Origin of the sequence: Enterococcus sp. AZ095b, from assembly GCF_051714725.1 — a bacterium.
GTDB lineage: Bacteria > Bacillota > Bacilli > Lactobacillales > Enterococcaceae > Enterococcus_B > Enterococcus_B pernyi.
Genome location: NZ_JBIOSL010000001.1, coordinates 2,145,925 through 2,164,744, shown reverse-complemented (window position 1 = coordinate 2,164,744; position 18,820 = coordinate 2,145,925). Strand labels below are relative to the sequence as shown.

Annotated in this window: 16 protein-coding genes; 12 read left to right on the top strand and 4 right to left on the bottom strand. The window is 38.9% G+C overall.

Annotation, left to right across the window (positions count from 1 at the left end; translation table 11 throughout):
- The first annotated feature begins 7 nt into the window (after positions 1–7).
- Positions 8–790 (top strand): PhzF family phenazine biosynthesis protein, encoded by a 783-nt coding sequence (locus IGJ99_RS10310; RefSeq protein WP_137072640.1) that lies wholly within the window; start codon positions 8–10, stop codon positions 788–790.
- Positions 791–992: 202 nt separating this feature from the next.
- Here IGJ99_RS10310 and IGJ99_RS10305 read toward each other — a convergent pair whose 3' ends face one another.
- Positions 993–2,096 (bottom strand): alpha-hydroxy-acid oxidizing protein, encoded by a 1,104-nt coding sequence (locus tag IGJ99_RS10305; protein ID WP_224434147.1) that lies wholly within the window; start codon positions 2,094–2,096, stop codon positions 993–995.
- Between the two features lie 239 nt (positions 2,097–2,335).
- On the bottom strand, positions 2,336–3,103 hold the full coding sequence (locus IGJ99_RS10300; RefSeq protein ID WP_023520069.1) for a DeoR/GlpR family DNA-binding transcription regulator: 768 nt from the start codon (positions 3,101–3,103) through the stop codon (positions 2,336–2,338).
- A gap of 171 nt (positions 3,104–3,274) precedes the next feature.
- Here IGJ99_RS10300 and ulaG point away from each other — a divergent pair, with 171 nt between their 5' ends.
- The 11 genes from ulaG to IGJ99_RS10245 all read left to right on the top strand — a co-directional run bounded on the left by ulaG (position 3,275) and on the right by IGJ99_RS10245 (position 16,724).
- A complete protein-coding gene (gene ulaG, locus IGJ99_RS10295) occupies positions 3,275–4,336 on the top strand; it encodes an L-ascorbate 6-phosphate lactonase (RefSeq protein WP_023520068.1) in 1,062 nt (353 codons plus the stop codon).
- A 170-nt stretch (positions 4,337–4,506) separates the two neighbouring features.
- Positions 4,507–4,962 carry a PTS sugar transporter subunit IIA gene (locus IGJ99_RS10290; RefSeq protein ID WP_438770812.1) on the top strand — a complete coding sequence of 152 codons (456 nt, stop codon included), beginning with the start codon at positions 4,507–4,509 and terminating at the stop codon, positions 4,960–4,962.
- A 183-nt stretch (positions 4,963–5,145) separates the two neighbouring features.
- Entirely contained in the window at positions 5,146–6,636 is a 1,491-nt protein-coding gene (locus IGJ99_RS10285) for a PTS ascorbate transporter subunit IIC (RefSeq protein WP_438770811.1), read from the top strand.
- 15 nt (positions 6,637–6,651) lie between these two features.
- On the top strand, positions 6,652–6,963 hold the full coding sequence (locus IGJ99_RS10280; protein WP_438770810.1) for a PTS sugar transporter subunit IIB: 312 nt from the start codon (positions 6,652–6,654) through the stop codon (positions 6,961–6,963).
- Complete coding sequence (locus IGJ99_RS10275) at positions 6,964–7,605, top strand: 3-keto-L-gulonate-6-phosphate decarboxylase UlaD (RefSeq protein WP_010734823.1); 642 nt, start codon at positions 6,964–6,966, stop codon at positions 7,603–7,605.
- Position 7,606: 1 nt separating this feature from the next.
- Positions 7,607–8,458, top strand: coding sequence for an L-ribulose-5-phosphate 3-epimerase (locus IGJ99_RS10270; RefSeq protein ID WP_409173516.1), 852 nt, complete (start codon positions 7,607–7,609; stop codon positions 8,456–8,458).
- Between the two features lie 170 nt (positions 8,459–8,628).
- Positions 8,629–9,699 (top strand): ABC transporter permease, encoded by a 1,071-nt coding sequence (locus IGJ99_RS10265; RefSeq protein ID WP_010734825.1) that lies wholly within the window; start codon positions 8,629–8,631, stop codon positions 9,697–9,699.
- A gap of 15 nt (positions 9,700–9,714) precedes the next feature.
- Positions 9,715–10,383, top strand: coding sequence for an ABC transporter ATP-binding protein (locus IGJ99_RS10260; RefSeq protein WP_019722442.1), 669 nt, complete (start codon positions 9,715–9,717; stop codon positions 10,381–10,383).
- A 17-nt stretch (positions 10,384–10,400) separates the two neighbouring features.
- Positions 10,401–10,976 carry a TetR/AcrR family transcriptional regulator gene (locus IGJ99_RS10255; RefSeq protein ID WP_010734827.1) on the top strand — a complete coding sequence of 192 codons (576 nt, stop codon included), beginning with the start codon at positions 10,401–10,403 and terminating at the stop codon, positions 10,974–10,976.
- 531 nt (positions 10,977–11,507) lie between these two features.
- Entirely contained in the window at positions 11,508–14,096 is a 2,589-nt protein-coding gene (locus IGJ99_RS10250; protein WP_438770809.1) for a glycosyl hydrolase family 18 protein, read from the top strand.
- A 345-nt stretch (positions 14,097–14,441) separates the two neighbouring features.
- On the top strand, positions 14,442–16,724 hold the full coding sequence (locus tag IGJ99_RS10245; protein ID WP_438770808.1) for a glycosyl hydrolase family 18 protein: 2,283 nt from the start codon (positions 14,442–14,444) through the stop codon (positions 16,722–16,724).
- A gap of 127 nt (positions 16,725–16,851) precedes the next feature.
- Here IGJ99_RS10245 and IGJ99_RS10240 read toward each other — a convergent pair whose 3' ends face one another.
- Both IGJ99_RS10240 and rnhC read right to left on the bottom strand, forming a co-directional pair.
- Entirely contained in the window at positions 16,852–17,754 is a 903-nt protein-coding gene (locus tag IGJ99_RS10240; RefSeq protein WP_153830255.1) for an N-acetylmuramoyl-L-alanine amidase family protein, read from the bottom strand.
- A gap of 82 nt (positions 17,755–17,836) precedes the next feature.
- Positions 17,837–18,751, bottom strand: a complete 915-nt coding sequence (gene rnhC / locus IGJ99_RS10235; protein ID WP_438748393.1) for a ribonuclease HIII — start codon at positions 18,749–18,751, stop codon at positions 17,837–17,839.
- Between the last annotated feature and the right edge of the window lie 69 nt (positions 18,752–18,820).

Below are 18,820 nucleotides of genomic sequence, written 5' to 3'. Positions count from 1 at the left end.
TTTATAAATGAATTTACCCTATTATGTAGTTGACGCCTTCACCAATGAAGTGTTTAAAGGAAATCCTGCTGCGGTCTTTGTGTTAGATGAATGGCTACCTGATGATACCATGCAAAAAATCGCCATCGAAAATAACCTATCCGAAACAGCCTTTACCGTTAGAAAAGAGAAAGGTTATGAATTACGTTGGTTTACCCCTGATCGTGAAATCGACTTATGTGGTCATGCGACCTTGGCAACCGCATTTGTATTGTTCCACTTCTATGGTATCAGTGAATCCATGATTTCATTTTCAACGCAAAGTGGGAACCTAGTTGTCACAAAAAAAGAGCAAAAATATGCGATGGATTTTCCAAGTATTTTACCGCAACCAATTGCTATATTACCAGCATACGAACAAGCAATCGGCACAAGAATAAAAGAGGCTTATCTGGCAAGGGACTTATTTTTTGTATTAGAAGACGAAGAGACAGTGGCAAAGCTGACGCCTGATTATACTGCAATGAGGGAATTAGAAGAAGGCGTCGGCGTGATTGTCACAGCCAAAGGAAAGAAAGAAGATTTTGTTTCTAGGACCTTTTTCCCAAAACTAACGATCAATGAAGATCCAGTGTGTGGCTCGGCTCATGCGAATTTGATTCCTTACTGGGCACAAAAGCTTGGAAAGGACGACTTGGTTGCTCAACAACTTTCTGCCAGAGGTGGGTTCTTGACTTGCAAGTGGTTAAGTGAACGCGTGATGATCAGTGGCGAAGCAACTTTGTTTGCAAAAGGTGAAGCGTACATTTAGAAAATCCATCCAAACAGGTAGGATACAGAGTGCAATAAATAGCATACAGCTCTGAAAAATAAGCAAGAAGACCCGAAATTTATTCAAATTTTTGGGTCTTCTTGCTTATTTTTAAAAGCTTTTTTTGATGTTCGTTTATTTGGATTCAAAAGTGCGAAATAATTATGGAAACTGCGCTTGTTTTATTTGAGATTTTCTCAATTTAGAAGAAACGATTTTCCCGTAATGTCACATTTTTGATATCTTCGATGGTTTGCGTCCCAGCTAATTGCATGACCATTTCTAATTCTTTTTTGAAGAAGTCGAATACTTGTTGGATGCCTGTACTTCCACCGAGAGCTAAACCGTAAATGGCAGGACGACCGATCGCGACTAGATCGGCACCAGAAGCAATGGCTTTAAAGACATGCTGACCACGACGAACACCACTATCAAAGACGATAGGGACACGTTTGTCGACGGCTTCTGCTACATATTTCAAAGAATCAAAGGCTGCTGGCCCACCATCTAATTGACGACCGCCATGATTCGATACCCAGATGCCATTTGCCCCCGCATCTAATGAACGATAAACATCGTCTTCTGATTGCACACCTTTTACATAAACGGGTAAGTCAGAATGAGCGGCAATAAATTCCACATCTTTTGGACTTAACTTTTGTTTGGAGGATTTATAAACTGCGTCCATCGTTTGTCCGACCCCTGATTGATAGGCTTGAACGATCGGCATTGGCAATGGAAAAGTGAAGCCATTGCGAAGGTCTGTTTCTCGATTCCCACCAACGGTTGCATCAGCTGTCAAAACGATTGCTTTTGCGCCATTACGTTTGGCCATCTCTAGAATATCTAAATTGATCCCATTATCTTTACTCATGTAAAACTGGAACCATTGTGGTGCATCTGGACCACCGGCCTCACGGATTTCTTCTAATGTACAGGAAGCGTAAGAACTCGCCGTATAAATCGTATGAAAATCGGCAACTCCTTTAGCTGAAGCTTTTTCTGCATGTGTATGAGCTAAACCATGAGCTGCAATAGGCGCCATGATGATTGGCGCAGTTAATGTTTCTTGGTCAAAGTAAGTCGTTGTATCTGGAATTTCCACGTCTTTTAAAACATGAGGAATAATCAATTGATGATTGAATGATTGCACGTTTTCTTGATACGTAAAGAGATCTCCAGCACCACTACTGATATAGCCGTATCCGCCAGTAGGAATCACTTGAGCTGCCGCCATTTCTAAGTCTTCTGTATTGATAAAATTGATTTGACCTTCTTGTGAGCCAGCTTGATAAATCATTTCCATAAAACAAACCTTCTTTCGTAGTATCGATCAATAAATAATATTGAATTTGTCAGCGTTTACATTTTTATACTACGCCTTGTTTTTAAAACAGGCAAATAATCTGTTTTATTTTATTTAACTGAACGGAGAGTTACCGCTATGCAAGAGTATAGTCACGCTTTGAATACTCGACTAAAAGAAGAAAATCGAATCATAGCTGTTTTTTATCTGTTAGCAACTTTGATGAAATTTACTTTCTTTTATAAACTTACTCGAATAACAGTGACACCTAATTGTTCGATTTTTTTGGCAAGTTTAGGTGAACAATGCTGATCGGTGATCAAATAATCAAAGGCAGAAATATCGGCAATCTTAAACTGTGAAGTCCGGCCAATCTTACGATGGTCTGCAACAAGAATACGACATTTGATACTCTTTTTGATCATCCATTCGTTGATTTTAGATTCGTTTAAAATTTTTGTCGTCACACCATTCTCTAAATCTACTCCGCTACATCCAATAATACAGACATCTGCATTCATATCTGCTAATGTGCGAGCGGCAATATCTCCTACCAAGACTTCTTTCGGTACGCGTAATTCGCCACCAGTGAGTATATACGTATAATTTCCTTGTCTGACACAAGAAACGACCTTTAAATTATTCGTTACGACGGTGACGTGATTCGATTCTAAATAATCGAGTGTAGCTAAGGCAGTGGAACTTGAATTGATAAATACGGTGGCATAGTCTCCAATATATTGACTAGCACAACGAGCAATTTGATGTTTGATCCACGTTGGTCCTGAAAGATCGAAATTTGTTTGATTGTCATAGTTGAAGAGGCAATAGCCATATTCACGAATAATCTCATTTTTTTCTTCTAATAATCTAAGGTCTCGACGAATAGTGCTGAGTGATACGTGAAGCTTTTCAGACAGTTCAATCGTGGTCATTTTTGTGTACCTTTGTAATAGATCAAGAATTTCATTACGTCTTTTTTTAATCGTCAACAGAGAATTTTTCATTGTTATCCTTCCTTTTCAATCAATTTGTTTCTCTATATGACTAATTATAGCTAAACGAGCATAAAAAAATGGAAACGATCACATAAAGTAATAACAGTCATATAAAGCTATTCCAATCACTTTGATAGCGCTTTATCATTTATATATACCTAATAAAGAGGAGGATGGCACATGAATATAACAGAAGTAACAAAGGAAAGTTGGTTACGTTCGACTTTTCCAGAATGGGGAACCTATCTGAACGAAGAAATCGAAATGGAACAAGTAAAAGAAAAAAGCGTATCTATATGGTGGCTAGGATGTACAGGTATATGGCTGAAGTCACATGAAGGTACAAATATCCTTTGTGACTTATGGTGTGGGACAGGAAAACGAACACACGGGAATGGACAGATGAAAAAAGGCCACCAGATGATGCGTATGAGCGGTACAGAAAAGATGCAACCAAATTTACGAACGCAACCTTTTGTGATCGATCCATTTGCGATCAAAAATGTGGATGCATTAGTGGTGACACATATCCATTCCGATCATCTGGATATTCACACTGCCGCAGCTGTTCATCAAAATTGTCCGGAGGCACTATTTATTGGCCCCAAAGCAGTAGTGGAAACATGGCTCTCTTGGGGGATACCAAAAAAAAAGACCCAAGTAGTCAAACCCGGCGATATCGCTTTGATCAATGAAGTAGAGATCGTTGCGCTGGAAGCCTTTGATCGGACGGCATTGATCACACATGATGATCCTAATGTGCAATTAAAAGATCAGTTGCCACAAGAAATGGATACGATCGCTGTCAATTATCTTTTCAAAACATCAGGAGGGAACATCTATCACGCAGGGGATTCGCATTATTCCAACCTTTTTGCCAAACATGGCAATGAACATCAAATCGATGTTTGTCTAGGTGCATATGGTGAAAATCCGCGTGGCATCACTGATAAGATGACCGCCAGTGATTTGTTGAGAATGGCAGAATCGTTAAGAGCTCAAGTCGTGATCCCAGTCCATTATGATATTTGGTCCAATTTTATGGCTGATCCTAGCGAGATCACTCAATTATGGCGCATGAAAAAAGATCGATTGGCTTATCAGTTTTCCCCTTATATTTGGCAAGTGGGTGGGAAGTATACGTACCCAGATAATAGAAAAGACTTGGCATTCAATTTCGATCGTGGCTTCCATGATGTCTTCACCCAAGAAAATGATACGCCGTTTCCATCATTTTTGTAGGAGCCCAAGAGATATATGACAATAAATCAGCTGAGCTGAGAATTTTTTAACAAAAGCAAGAGCGAGGAGGGAGAACGTATCAAAGCAAGTGAACGTAAGACAAAGTCATCTCTTGATAAGAATGCGCTATTGTCAAACAACGGGTTGACTGCTTGATACTGTTTGTAAATATGTTGAGATATTTCTATGAGAATGACTTAGTCAATTATGTAGAAACTACGATAAATGATTGGCGAGTAGCAATCGAGGAGAGCAGTCGTCACTTATTAGAAAAAAGAATCATTGATCATGTATATGTAGAAGAAATGATCCGCAATGTCGAAGAACATGGGGCATATATCCTGATCACCCCGCACGTTGCGATGCCTCATGCCATGCAAGGTGGCTCCCATGTTTTCGATACGACGATTTCATTTACCAAAATGAACGCACCAGTTCCTTTTGAGGAAGGGTCAAAGTCTGCCAGCCTTTTCTTCACCTTAGCAGCTAAAGAGCCAAAGCAACACTTAGAAAATATTCAATCATTATCAGAATTACTGATGCAAGATGGGTTGATCGAAGAATTACTAGCGACAGAAACAATCGAAGATTATCAAATGGTCATGGAGAAATACGAGCCACTATAAGGTAGAGGTAGTCTTTTGCTTGCTAGGTATGGCCAGTGAGGACCATTCGGTACAAAGCAAATAGACATAAAAGATAAATTATCAACTAAAAAATACGAGGCAAGGGAGGGAGTCCGTTTACATGAAAACCATGATATCTCGCATCGTTTGAGGAGTTGTTCTGGTTTTTGGAAACGGAAAAATATGGGAGCTATCTTGATGGAGATATGGACGTATTTTGCGACAAATATTTTAACGCAGCCGGCTTATTTGATCGGTTCGATCGTTTTATTAGGGTATATACTTCTTGGCCGACCATTATACGAATGTATAGCTGGATTTTTGAAAGCCACTGTAGGTTATCTGATTTTAGTTGTTGGTTCAGGTGGATTAGTAAACAATTTCCGACCGATCTTAGTTGGTTTAAAGGATCGTTTTGATCTTGAGGCGATGGTGACTGATCCCTATTTTGGTCAAAATGCTGTAGATGCAGGATTGATGGATACTTTTGGACGAACGTTCAGTGATGTGATGATTTTATTATTGATTGCATTTGTATTGAATATCCTGTTAGTTCGTTTCCAAAAATATACGAAGTTGCGAGCTGTTTTTACGACAGGAAATGTCCAGATCCAGCAAGCAGCTACAGCTTTTTGGATCTTACTTTTCTGTTTTCCTGAATTAGGAAGAGTAGAAGTATTAGTATTTATGGGGATCATTTTAGGGTGTTACTGGGCAGTTGCTTCTAATTTAACTGTTGGTGTGACACAAGAATTGACAGACGGAGCTGGTTTTGCGATTGCGCACCAACAGATGTTTGGGGTGTACCTATTTTCTACCTTAGCGAAGTGGTGGCAAAAGAGTAGTCGAAAAAAAAATGGGAATAGAAAAGCCGATAAAAAGCTTGAAGATATGGAGCTTCCGGGTTTCTTATCCATTTTCAACGAAAACATGGTGGCGACTTCTTTATTGATGCTGTTCTTCTTTGGCATCATCTTATTAGTATTAGGACAGGAGTACTTGATTGAGGCAGAATTTATGGTGGCAGGACAAAGTTTTCTATTCTACGTACTGACCACTTCTTTGAACTTTGCTGTGTATTTAGCCATTTTACAGCTTGGTGTCCGGACCTTTGTGGACGAGTTGACACAATCTTTCCAAGGAATCTCAAATACTATTTTACCAGGAGCTGTGCCAGGGATCGATGTGGCTGCAACTTTTGGCTTTGGATCACCAAATGCAGTCACGATCGGGTTTTTATTTGGTGCATTAGGACAATTCTTGATGATCATCTTATTGATCGTCTTCCGATCACCAACGATCGTGATCGCCGGATTTATCCCACTATTTTTTGATAATGCGGTCATCGCTGTGTTCTCTAATAATCGGGGTGGGTTCAAGGCAGCATGTTTGTTCCCTTTCTTATCTGGGCTGATCCAAGTCGGTGGTTCTGCACTCTTTGCGACATGGAACGGGTTATCTAGTTACGGAGGGTACATTGGTATGTTTGATTGGGCGACTGCTTGGCCAGTCTTTACTGTTTTGATGAAATTTTTTGGTTATGCAGGTGTTGCACTAGTGGTCGTCGGTTTGTTGCTAATTCCGCAACTACAATATCGAAAAAATCCAGAAGGATATTTTTTGATTGTGGAGGATTATCAAAAATATAAAGAAAAGTTTGGAGACAGTAATTAATAGGAGGGAAAGTAAATGAGAATTTTAGTTTCGTGTGCCAATGGTTCTGGTACAAGTTTAATGATGATGCGTAGTGTAGAAAAGGCAATGAGAGAATTAAATATTACAGTGAGTAAAATCCATCATTGCCCGATCTCTGAAGGTAAAAGTTCGGCAAGTCAATATGATGTCGTCTTTACGCCACTCAATTTTATGCCGATGTTCATGCAAGCAATTGAGCGAGGTGTGACGGTCGTGGGGATCAAAAATGTGATGTCACCTACTGAGATCTGTGAGAAATTCAAAGAAACAACAATGTACAAAGAATTGAAATTAAAGGAGAATTAGATGAAACGACCAAAATTACAAATTGCTCTGGATCATAACACGTTAGCGTCTGCATTGGCAGATGTGAAAAAAATTGGAGAAATCGTCGATGTGATTGAAGTAGGCACCATTCTTTGTCTTCAAGAAGGAAGCAAACCAATCGAATGTATGAGAAAAATGTTTCCAGAAAAAACGATCGTTGCGGATACAAAATGTGCCGACGCAGGAGAAACTGTGGCTGGTAATGTAGCGCAGGCTGGGGCAGATTTCATGACAGTGATCTGCTGTGCCTCTCTAGCTACCATGCAAGCCGCACAAAAGAAAGTCAAAGCACTTCAAGTAGAACTATACGGAGAATGGACGATGGAACAAGCAAAAAAATGGCGAGAAATTGGGATTTCTCAGGTCGTCTATCATCAAAGTAGGGATGCCTTGTTAGCTGGAGAAGTTTGGGGAGAAAAGGATCTGAAGCTCGTCCAACAATTGATCGATTTAGGTTTTCAAGTCTCAGTAACTGGTGGGCTGTCAATTTCAACGTTAGCCTTGTTCCAAGGGATGCCGATCTTTCATTTTATTGTCGGTCGAGGATTGACGGCGTGTGCAGATCCTATCATACAAGCCCAAGCATTCCAAAAGGAGATCAAGCGACTGTGGGGAGAATGAGATGACGAGAATCGGACTTTATGAAAAGGCACTGCCTAGCGGATGGTCGTGGCAAGAGCGGTTAGATGCAGTAAAAGAATTGGGGTTTGATTTTCTGGAAATATCGATTGACGAAAGCGAGGAACGATTGGCTCGTTTAGATTGGACGAATGAACAAATCGCTGAGTTAAAAGAAGCGATAGCGGTTTCAGGGATTGCTATCCATTCGCTTTGTTTAAGTGGGCATCGCCGTTTTCCATTCGGCTCAGTAGATGTCAAAAAACAAGAAAAAGCCTTATCTATGATGAAAAAGGCGATACAGCTTGCGTATCGGTTAGGTATCAGGATCATACAAGTGGCGGGATACGATGTATACTATGAAAAAAAATCAATAGAGACAAGAGAAGCGTTTATCATAGGATTGCGTGCCAGTATCAAAGAGGCAGCACAGTTTGGGATAATCTTGTCGATTGAAGTCATGGATGACCCATTTATGAATTCCATTCGTAAATTCATAGAGATAAAAAAACAACTCCCTTCTCCTTATTTACAAGTGTATCCTGACTTAGGAAATCTATCAGCGTGGCCAGAAAATAATGTGGCGATTGAACTTGAACAAGGCATCGAATATATTACTTCGATCCACCTAAAAGATACGCAACCAGTAACAGCTAGTAGTAAGGGTAAGTTCAGAGACGTTCCGTTTGGTCAAGGTTGTGTGGATTTTTCTGGCTTATTTAAAACATTGAAACGTGTAAATTACGAAGGGCCATTCTTGATTGAAATGTGGAGTGGTCAGGATAAGGATTATGAAAGTCAGATCTTACAAGCGAAAGAATATCTATTGCCAAAGTTAAAAGAATCGGGATTTTAACCTCAATTTTTTGATGAAACTTAGAAATAAACGACTGACATATTCCTTATTGAATATGATCAACTCAATTGTTTTTTCTTTTATTGATTATTCTGAGCAGATTATTCCTCTAAAAATTTATCAAGTGATAAGATATATTTATCAGTCGATAAATTTTTAGGGGGAATTTTATGTTTTTAGCATTAAATGAAATCATTCATTCAAAATTACGCTATGCCTTAGTGACAGGCGTCATGTTTCTAATCGCGTACCTTGTCTTTTTTTTGACAGGATTAGCCTATGGGTTGGCACAAGACAATCGAACTGCTGTAGATAAATGGGAGGCAGATACCATTGTTTTATCAAAAGACGCCAATACAAACTTAGGGATGTCGATGATCACGAAAAAGATGGCAGAAGAAGTGAAAGGTGATCAAGTCGCTTATTTAGCTCAAACACCTGGAGTAGTCACGAGTCCAGATCGTCCAGATGCTGATAAAGTCAATGTTAGTTTTTTTGGAATCGATCAAAACCAATTCATCATGCCGAATATCGTGGAAGGAGAAGAATTCCAGTCAAATGATGAAGCAGTCGGTGATATTAGTTTAAAAGAAGAATATGGCTTAGACATTGGAGATACGATCAAATTATCAGGAAGCGACAAGACATTTAAATTGACTGGATTTACTGAGAATGCCAAATTCAATGTCTCTCCTGTCGTCTATACAACGATCAATGCGTACCAAGAGATACGATTTGAGAAACAAGATGCAACTGATAATGCTCGTATCAATGCAGTGGTCGTGCGAGGAGATGTGGATAGCTTACCGGATGATCTAGAGAAAATCAGTATTTCGACATTCATCAATGAACTACCAGGGTACAATGCACAAGTATTGACGTTTGGTTTCATGATCGGATTTTTGATTGTGATTGCAGCAATCGTGATCGGCATTTTCATTTATGTATTGACCATGCAAAAAATCAATATTTTTGGTGTACTTAAAGCCCAAGGCGTTACTGGTGGATTTATTGCACGTTCAGTAGTTGCACAAACGTTCTTACTTTCATTTTTCGGTGTCGCTCTTGGATTGTTTGGAACGTTCGTTACCTCACTTGTTCTACCAGATGCTGTACCATTCCAAAGTAACTGGTTGTTTTTCGGTGTGATTAGTGTAATGATGTTGATCGTTGCTATTTTAGGGGCACTTTTCTCTGTTAGAACGATCGTAAAAATTGATCCATTAAAAGCAATCGGATAGAAAGGAGAATGGGAAATGAAAGCAATTGAATTTATAGATGTTGAAAAAAGTTTTAAAGATGGTGATCAAACCATCCAAGCATTGAAAAAAACAAATGTCAGTGTCGATAAAGGGGAGTTTGTCGCAATCATTGGACCATCTGGTTCTGGAAAGAGTACCTTCTTAACGATTGCAGGCGGTTTACAGACACCAAATAAAGGAACCGTCAAGATCAATGGAGAAGATTTCAGTGAACAACCGGAGAAAAAACGAGTAAAATTACGGTTTAAGGAAATCGGATTTATTCTTCAAGCTTCCAATCTAGTTCCATTTTTGACCGTCAAAAAACAATTAGTACTGGTCGATAAGATCAAGCATGAAAATCGACAAGAAGAGGCAAAAGAACTATTCCAACAACTTGGGGTGGATAAACTCCTTAATAAGTATCCAGAAGATCTTTCGGGTGGTGAACGACAAAGAGTGGCAATTGCTCGAGCGCTATATAACGATCCTTCGATTATTTTGGCAGATGAGCCAACAGCTAGTTTGGATTCAGAAAAAGCAGTAGAAGTTGTAGATATTTTAGCAAAAGAATCCAAGGAAAAAAATAAAGCAATCATAATGGTCACTCATGATACCCGACTTATTGACAGATGTGATAAAGTATTTATGATAGAAGATGGTGTCTTTCGAGAAAAAAAATAAGTCAGAGGGTGTAAAAGTTGGTCCATCGATACAATAAGGATACACAAGAGAAAATTTTAAAAGAAGCCAATCGTTTGTTTATGTCAAAAGGTTATCAAGGAACTTCAACACGTGAGATTGCTAAAAATGCTGGAATCACGCAACCAAATCTTTATCATTACTTTAGCGATAAAGAAAAGTTATATTGTGCAGTCTTAGAAGAGCATTTGAGTACTGTAGGTACAGACTTAAGAGCAATCTTAGAAGAGAACAAACTTGATTTTAAACAATCTTTGACTAAAATGACGAAGTATCTGATCGATACCCATCTTTTAGACCTATTTATGATGCACCATGATTTAAAATCAAACCTTTCTGCCGAGACACGAAATCATCTTTTTACCTTGTGGAAAAAAAGTTATCGTGAACCATTTGAAGTGATTTTTTCGACAAATCAATCTTTGATGCGCGCTCATGTTACGACAGAAATTGCTGCAAAGCACTTTTTTCTTCTGTTAGCACCATATATCACCGAATCTTCTAATTCACTTGAAAACCCATTTAGTGTGGAACGACTGATCGATTTATACCTTCATGGTGTCGTAGCTGATTAAATGCGGTGGGGACAGAAGTGTCCAGCTCCGAGAAATAAGCCGAGAAACCCAAAAATTGTTTTTCAAATTTTGGGTTTCTCGGCTTTTTATGAAGGAGTTACTTCTGGAACTTCGTTTATTTGATTTTTAAGATTAGAAACAAAAATCAATTTAATTTCTTGTCCTCTACGCCTCTTTGTTATTATATTTTCTCGGATTGTTATTTTTTAATTAAAATAATGAGGGATATTTAATTTTTCTAGCAATTGAGAAAAAGAGATGAAAAGCAAGTGATATAAAGATTTTTAATAATAACGATTATAAAATAGATAAATAACTAAGGTGATTTAATTTGTTTTTTAAATAATTTTAGGAGAACGGTTGAAAAAGCCATTTTCAGGTGATAATATTCTGTTAGCAACAAAAGTTTCACTGAGTTTAACTCACTATTTTAGAGAAATAGAGGGGGGATGAATAACATATTTTCGTGTTTATTTTGTTACATAATTGTTTTTTGAAAAGTGAATAGTGTAAAAAGGGGAGAATTTAAAAATGAAAAGTATTAAAAAAATTGGGTTGGCAGCGATGTTATTTTCTTCTGTTGTCTCAACGGCGCTTCCGACAATTGGGGAATTGTCTATCGTCAATGCAGAAGAAATCCAACAAACAGAACAACAAGCAACTTATAGAAACGTAATGTATTATGGTGACTGGTCGATTTGGGGCGGCGAAGGTAACTTTTATCCAAAAGATATCCCAGCAGATCAATTGACTCACTTGAATTTTGCCTTTTTAGATTTTGATAGTAATGGCGAACTAGTCTTTACTGATGCAGACGCAGCGACAGGCGCACCTGTAGGATTACCGGGCGTACAATGGAACTCTGCTAGTTCTGGTATCTTAAATGCGATTCAAGATTTACGTGGAAAAAATCCAAACATGAAAATTGGTGTTTCATTAGGTGGTTGGTCTAAATCAGGAGATTTCTCTGAAGTAGCAGCAAACCCTACGAAACGTAAGAACCTTGTAGATAATGTAGCAAAATTTATTAAATATACAAATATGGACTTTGTCGATGTTGACTGGGAATTCCCGGCAGATGTACGTCAACCAGATCTAGTGGATAACGTAAATGACGAAGGAACACCAAATGCAAAACCTGAAGATAAAGAAAATTACATAAAATTATTAGATGAAATTCGCGAAACAATTGATAAACAAGGCGAAGAATTAGGAAAAACATATGAACTATCTGTTGCATTGCCAGCAGCTCAAGGTAAATTAGATTCAGGTATCGACGTGAAACGACTATTTGATGTTGTCGATTTCGCAAACATCATGACTTATGACTTAACTGGTGCATGGTCAGATACAAGTGGTCACCATTCAGCACTTTACGGGAATCCAGCTGATCCTAATTATGATGAAGGCTTCTCAGTAGATCAAACAGTAGAATACCTACGTGAGAAAGGTGCGGCTTCAGAAAAAATCGTTATTGGAGCAGCATTCTATACTCGTGGATGGAACGAAGTGGCAAAAGGGGATAATGAAGAGGCACCGGGATTATTCCAAAAAGCAGAATTATCAAGTCAAGATGCCGATCAAACACCAAGTTATGGAGCGAAAAACAAAAATCCATTAAAAGTAGGTGACGGTGGACGTGCCAGTGGTGTATGGCCATATCGAGATATTGAAACGTTACTTGGTAATACATCTGGATTGAAAGAGTATTGGGATGACGTAGCGAAAGCATCATTTATGTACAGCGAAACAACTGGTGAATTCTTTACTTACGAAAATGAAAAATCAGTGACTTATAAAGCTGAATATGTAAAAGAAAACCAACTTGGTGGAATCATTTCATGGCAACAATCACAAGACAAAGAAACAACTGGAACAAAACGTGATGAGTTGACCAATGCAATCAAAGAAGGATTGTTAGGTAGTGAGAAACTTCCAGAGTTTGAAATCAAGAGCACACCATTGAATGTGGATGTTGAGATCTCAACTTATACACAATATGGCGTTAGTGGTTACGACGTAAAAATTACCAACAATGAAAAAATGGAAGAAACTTCTTCTGTATTGAAATTAGTTGAATTTTCACAAGAAACAATCAAATTACCTAAATTAGTGATTCCAATGGCGACAAATGAAAAGCTTGGCGCTGGTGATTACAAAGCAGGTACTGTAACAAATGTTGATGGCGCTGCAATCGTTGATTTGTCTTCTGTATATGATGGCAAAGAAATCGCACCAGATGCATCTTATGAGTTCAGATTGAGTTCAAATGCTGCTGAAGCAGATGTCGCTGTTGACAATATCGACTCAATCACATTAAGCCAAAGAATTGGTAACGAAGGTATTGAAATCAATAAACAAGTGATCTTTGGTGAAGGTTCAACGACTGAACCAGGAACACCGGATACAGAAGCACCTTCAGTACCAACAGAACTAACAGCTTCAACAATCGGTGAAACAAACGTTTCTCTATCATGGACAAAATCAACTGACGACAAAGGGGTCGCAGGATACTACGTTTTCCGTGATGGCAAACAAGTGGGTCAATCAGCAACAACTTCATTTACTGACGCTGGTTTAACTGCAGATACAGAATATTCATATACAGTAAAAGCATTTGACCGTGCCGGAAATGTTTCAGAAGACAGTAAAGCATTAGTTGTTAAAACGTTAGAAAAAGCACCAGTAGATACAGAAGCACCTTCAATTCCATTAGACTTGAAAGCTTCAACGATCGGTGAGAAAAATGTATCATTGTCTTGGACTCGTTCAACTGACAATGTTGCAGTAGCAGGATACTATGTTTTCCGTGATGGCAAACAAGTGGGTCAATCAGCAACAACTTCATTTGCTGATGCTGGGTTAACAGCGAATACGGAATACTCATATACAGTAAAAGCGTTTGATGCAGCAGGAAATGTTTCAGAAGAAAGCAAAGCATTAGTTGTCACAACTTTAGAAGAAACAACTCCGCCAGCTGAAGGCGAATGGGATGCGAACAAAGTCTATGATTTAGGTGATGTAGTAACTCATAAAGGAAATACTTATCGTGCGAAATGGTGGACACAAGGTGATGAGCCAGGAACTGAACAATGGGGTCCATGGGAACTAATTGGTTAATTTAAATAAAAAAAGAACAGGGCAGATTGCCTTGTTCTTTTTTTATAATGTTATTCTGTCATTGTTATTTATCTTATTTACTCGAATTCACTGAAAAAAACATGTTAGTTAAAAAATAAACAAAATCATATGGTTTAAAAATAACTTGAAACACGACGATTGTAATCGGTTGCAATTAGTTGCGTTAAAAATAAATAAATGTTAAATTCATATTTGTAATATTTTTACAATTAAAATTTATCTGATTTCTAATTTTTAAGGAGTGATAAAATAACTTTTAACCTGTGATTTGGGCGCGTTTGTTTTTTCGTAAAAAAACTGAGAAAAAAAGGAGATGAGATTGATATGAAAAGAATTAAGAGTATTAGTTTAGTTACTTTGTTATTTTATTCGATTGTTGCAATGACTTTACCAGCATTTAATGAGTCGCCAGAGGTTCATGCTGAAGAGGTGCGAGAAACTCAGGTCGCACCTTATCGCAATGTCATGTACTATGGCGATTGGTCGATTTGGGGTGGAGAAGGAAATTTCTATCCTAAAGATATTCCAGCTGATCAAATCACTCATTTGAATTTTGCCTTTTTAGATTTTGATAGTAATGGCGATTTAGAATTTACAGATACGGATGCTGCTGTTGGTGCGCCTTTAGGACAAACAGGGGTTCAATGGAATTCAGCAAGTTCGGGTATATTGAATGCGATCCAAGATCTACGTGGGAAAAATCCTAATATGAAAATTGGTGTCTCTTTGGGCGGCTGGTCTAAATCAGGTGATTTTTCTGAAGTAGCGGCTGATCCAGTGAAACGACAAAATCTAGTGGAGAACGTTACCCGCTTCATCAAATATACGAATATGGATTTTGTTGATGTCGATTGGGAGTATCCTGCAGATGTTCGACAACCTGACTTGGTAGACAATGTTAACGATGAAGGAACGCCAAATGCAGTACCTGAAGACAAAGAAAATTACATCATTTTACTAAATGAGATTCGTGAATCGATTGATGAACAAGGCGAAGAACTAGGCAAAACTTATGAATTATCAGTTGCGCTGCCTGCATCTCAAAGTAAATTATCTTCAGGGATAGACATTGATGGTTTATTTGAAGTTGTTGATTTTGCAAATATCATGACCTATGATATGAACGGTGGTTGGGGTGACCGCAGTGGACATCATACAGCACTTTATGGGAATCCTGCTGATCCTAATTATGACCAAGGACTTTCGGTAGATCAAACGGTTCAGTTTTTAAGGGATGAAGGTGCGCCAGCTGAAAAAATCGTGATTGGGGCAGCTTTTTATACTCGTGGTTGGCATGAAGTGGCAGAAGGCAATGATCCATTACTGCCGGGATTGTTCCAAACGGCTGAACAGAGTAATCGAAATGCTGACCTAACGGCAACATACGGTGCAAAAAATAAAAGTCCATTAGTCGTTGGGGATGGTGGTAGAGCCGGAGGTGTCTGGCCATATCGAAATATTCCAGATTTGATCAGTGCAACGAGTGGATTGACTGAGTACTGGGATGATGTAGCGAAGGCTCCTTATATGTACAGTACAGAAACAGGCGAGTTTTTCAGTTTCGATAATGAACGTTCAATCGGTTACAAAACCCAGTATGTGCAAGAAGAAGAACTGGGTGGTGTGATTTCTTGGATGCAATCACAAGACAAAGAAACGACAAGTACAAAACGTGATGAATTGACGAATGCGATCAAAGAAGGATTATTTGGGAATACGCCATTACCACAGCACGAGATCGTTAGCACACCGTTAGATATCTCTGTAGATATTACGCCTTATACAGAGAATAATGTAAGCGGGTACGAAATCACTTTGACAAATAATGAAACATTGACAGAAACGTCTACTGTACTAAGCGCTGTGGAAGCTGCCCAGAAAACAGTCAAATTGCCTAAACTTATGCTGGAGTTGAATAGTAATGAAACGTTAACTTCTGGTAACTTCAAGGCAGGGGATGTGACTACCACGAACGGCATGGTAACTGTTGATCTAGCCACCGTTTATGATGGCAGAGAACTTGCTCCAGGAGCTTCTTATGATTTCCGTTTACAATCTGATACGTCACAGGTTTCGGTTGATCATATTGACACGATCACTTTAAGTCAACGAATTGGGACTGACGGTATTGAAATCAATCACCAAGTGATCTTTGGTGTAGAAGCGCCAGACCCATCAGATGTTGAGGCACCGTCAATTCCAACAAATGTGGCAGCAACCACGATCAATGCGACAGAAGTGACGTTGAACTGGACGGCTTCAACCGATAATCAGCGAGTAGCAGGTTACTTTGTTTACCGTGATGGTCAATTAGTAGGGCAACCAAGAACGCCATCATTTACAGATACGGGATTAGCACCTGATACACAGTATACGTATACTGTAAAAGCATTCGATGCCTCAAACAATGTTTCGGCAGCTAGTCAACCAGTGATCGTTCGAACCTTGGAAGACAGTGTGCCTGGATATGCGGCATGGGATGCCTCAACAGTCTATCTTATGGGTGATAGAGTCACTCATTTAGGAAATGCGTATCGGGCGAAATGGTGGACACAAGGCGATGAACCTGGTACTCAACAATGGGGACCATGGGAATTGATCAATTAGATCGTTTTAATATAAACAGATTCAGCGGTGACCATGTACTGACAACTGGTTGCTGATGAAATGGAAGAACCTTGTTGGTCTTGATGAAACATCAATACCTAACGAGGTTCTTGCGTTTAGAAAAAAATTACTGATTGAAATAAGTGAGTAGCGCTTGTGTGATCGATTGCGCCAACTGTTGTTGATAGTTAACAGTAGTCAATGTAGCTAAATCTTCGTCATTGTTCATATAGCCCATTTCGATCAAGAGGGATGGCTGAAGGTTTTCTCTTAACACCTGATAGTTCCCTGTAGCAGTTCCACGAGATGTAATGAGCAGATCCGCCAGTTCATCAGAAACAGTTTCCGCTAGACGTTGCTCACTATTGTAATAATAATAAGTGGTTGTACCAGTTGCTTCATTGGCTGATTCAGTCGAATCAGCATGTAAGCTGATAAAAAGGTCAGCTGATTTTTCTTCGCTAAATGCACAAATGTCATCTAATGAAATGTAGTCATCTGTTTCATGTGTCAAATAAACCGTTGCGCCAGCGGCTTCTAAACTCGTTTGTAACTGTTTTGCAACAGCGAGTGTCACTGTCTTTTCTTCTATATGTCCATCTATGCTAAGCGCGCCTGTATCGTCGCCTCCGTGTCCAGGATCTAGTACGATCACCGCTTCTGATAGGTCACTCGGTAGCTCTTGTGTCGAGCGAGTCAGTGATGAGCCATCCGTAAGTGATAAATAGCCAGTTTCACCATCATTCGTGGTAATTTTGTAGGCGTTGTCTGTAGTTGAAAGAAGCGTGGCCAGTTCACCAGCATTGACGGAAATTAGCGGTTCACTTAATGACGAGTCTGCATACAATGTAGCATCTTCTTTTCCGATTTTTATGAGGGCCTCTGAAGAAGAATCAGTTGATTGTATGATGCTAGAGACACTATTGCTTGTCTGTTGTCTCGCATCTGTTTCTTGATTGCTAAGACCAAATTTGAAAAGAGCAATGATCCCGATCAGACATATAAAAATAATAATTCGCATTTTTTTCATCGTTTTCACCTCTTGAACATGAGGATAAACAACAAAACTTAAATCGAACTTAAAGAAAAGCGGAACAAGCTAAAACGGATAGTTAGTTGACTATTTTTTTGGCTTTTTCTGTGTTCGCAAAATGCAATTTTGCATAGTTTGCTAACAAGGCTTCGCCACCTTTTTTTAAAATCGTTGCAGCGACTTGGTCGGATTTTGTACCTGCACCAGAAGGAAGCGTGAGACCAAGTTCAGCAGATTCTTTGTCCAACTCTTCTAAAAAGCTTGCGCGACTAATGATCGAAGCGGCAGCAACAGCTAAATGATATTGTTCACCTTTTGTCACAAAGTAGAGTTTTTCGGTGAGTTGATTTTTTTCTAAACGAGCGTATTTTTTAAAGTTGGCTTCCGGTGTGAACTGGTCGATCAAAATAGCATCCGGCTTGACTGGTGCTATTTTTTGTAACAATAAATGGATAGCTTGATTGTGTAAAGCGACCTTCATTCTCACTGCATTATACATAGGTTGGATCTCATTGTATTTTTTTGGTGGCAGAACCAGTAATTGATATGGGATCGTTTCCTTTAATACTTTGGCTAATTGAATGATTTGTCCATCTTTTAATTCTTTTGAATCTTTGACGCCTAACGTGCGTAATTCTTTCAATTGTATTTGATCGACATAGGCAGCACAAACAGTCAGTGGGCCAAAGTAACTACCGTTGCCGACTTCGTCACTCCCTAAAACAGATAGTGTTTGTAGATCTTTGGGTAAGGAAGAAGAATTAGTTTGTGTCGATTTTTTTGCTGTAAGTGGGTTTCCCCATTTCGCTGCTTCTTGTTCAGCGCCGGTACCTTGAAACATCACTTTTCCAGAAGTATAGGCAGTGATCGTTGTGCCATTTTTTTTAGCGGAAAAATGCGTATATGGAATCGGCTTTTGTACTAAAAATGGGCGATATGCCTCTTTCATCATGTTCAATTGATTTGTTGTTACCTTTAAGATAATGTTACTCATGTTTTCCTCCTATTGCGATCCAGTCGTAAGAAAAGTTGTATTTGACTAGATCTAGCTGATTTGAAATCA

Excerpts from the sequence above, each read along its gene's own strand:
- IGJ99_RS10290 (WP_438770812.1), top strand. The coding sequence starts at position 4,507 with ATGTTGAGATATTTCTATGAGAATGACTTAGTCAATTATGTAGAAACT.
- IGJ99_RS10275 (WP_010734823.1), top strand. The coding sequence starts at position 6,964 with ATGAAACGACCAAAATTACAAATTGCTCTGGATCATAACACGTTAGCG.
- IGJ99_RS10305 (WP_224434147.1), bottom strand. The coding sequence starts at position 2,096 with ATGGAAATGATTTATCAAGCTGGCTCACAAGAAGGTCAAATCAATTTT.
- IGJ99_RS10265 (WP_010734825.1), top strand. The coding sequence starts at position 8,629 with ATGTTTTTAGCATTAAATGAAATCATTCATTCAAAATTACGCTATGCC.
- IGJ99_RS10285 (WP_438770811.1), top strand. The coding sequence starts at position 5,146 with ATGGGAGCTATCTTGATGGAGATATGGACGTATTTTGCGACAAATATT.
- IGJ99_RS10260 (WP_019722442.1), top strand. The coding sequence starts at position 9,715 with ATGAAAGCAATTGAATTTATAGATGTTGAAAAAAGTTTTAAAGATGGT.
- ulaG (WP_023520068.1), top strand. The coding sequence starts at position 3,275 with ATGAATATAACAGAAGTAACAAAGGAAAGTTGGTTACGTTCGACTTTT.
- IGJ99_RS10270 (WP_409173516.1), top strand. The coding sequence starts at position 7,607 with ATGACGAGAATCGGACTTTATGAAAAGGCACTGCCTAGCGGATGGTCG.
- IGJ99_RS10245 (WP_438770808.1), top strand. The coding sequence starts at position 14,442 with ATGAAAAGAATTAAGAGTATTAGTTTAGTTACTTTGTTATTTTATTCG.
- IGJ99_RS10280 (WP_438770810.1), top strand. The coding sequence starts at position 6,652 with ATGAGAATTTTAGTTTCGTGTGCCAATGGTTCTGGTACAAGTTTAATG.
- IGJ99_RS10300 (WP_023520069.1), bottom strand. The coding sequence starts at position 3,103 with ATGAAAAATTCTCTGTTGACGATTAAAAAAAGACGTAATGAAATTCTT.
- IGJ99_RS10240 (WP_153830255.1), bottom strand. The coding sequence starts at position 17,754 with ATGAAAAAAATGCGAATTATTATTTTTATATGTCTGATCGGGATCATT.
- IGJ99_RS10250 (WP_438770809.1), top strand. The coding sequence starts at position 11,508 with ATGAAAAGTATTAAAAAAATTGGGTTGGCAGCGATGTTATTTTCTTCT.
- rnhC (WP_438748393.1), bottom strand. The coding sequence starts at position 18,751 with ATGAGTAACATTATCTTAAAGGTAACAACAAATCAATTGAACATGATG.
- IGJ99_RS10310 (WP_137072640.1), top strand. The coding sequence starts at position 8 with ATGAATTTACCCTATTATGTAGTTGACGCCTTCACCAATGAAGTGTTT.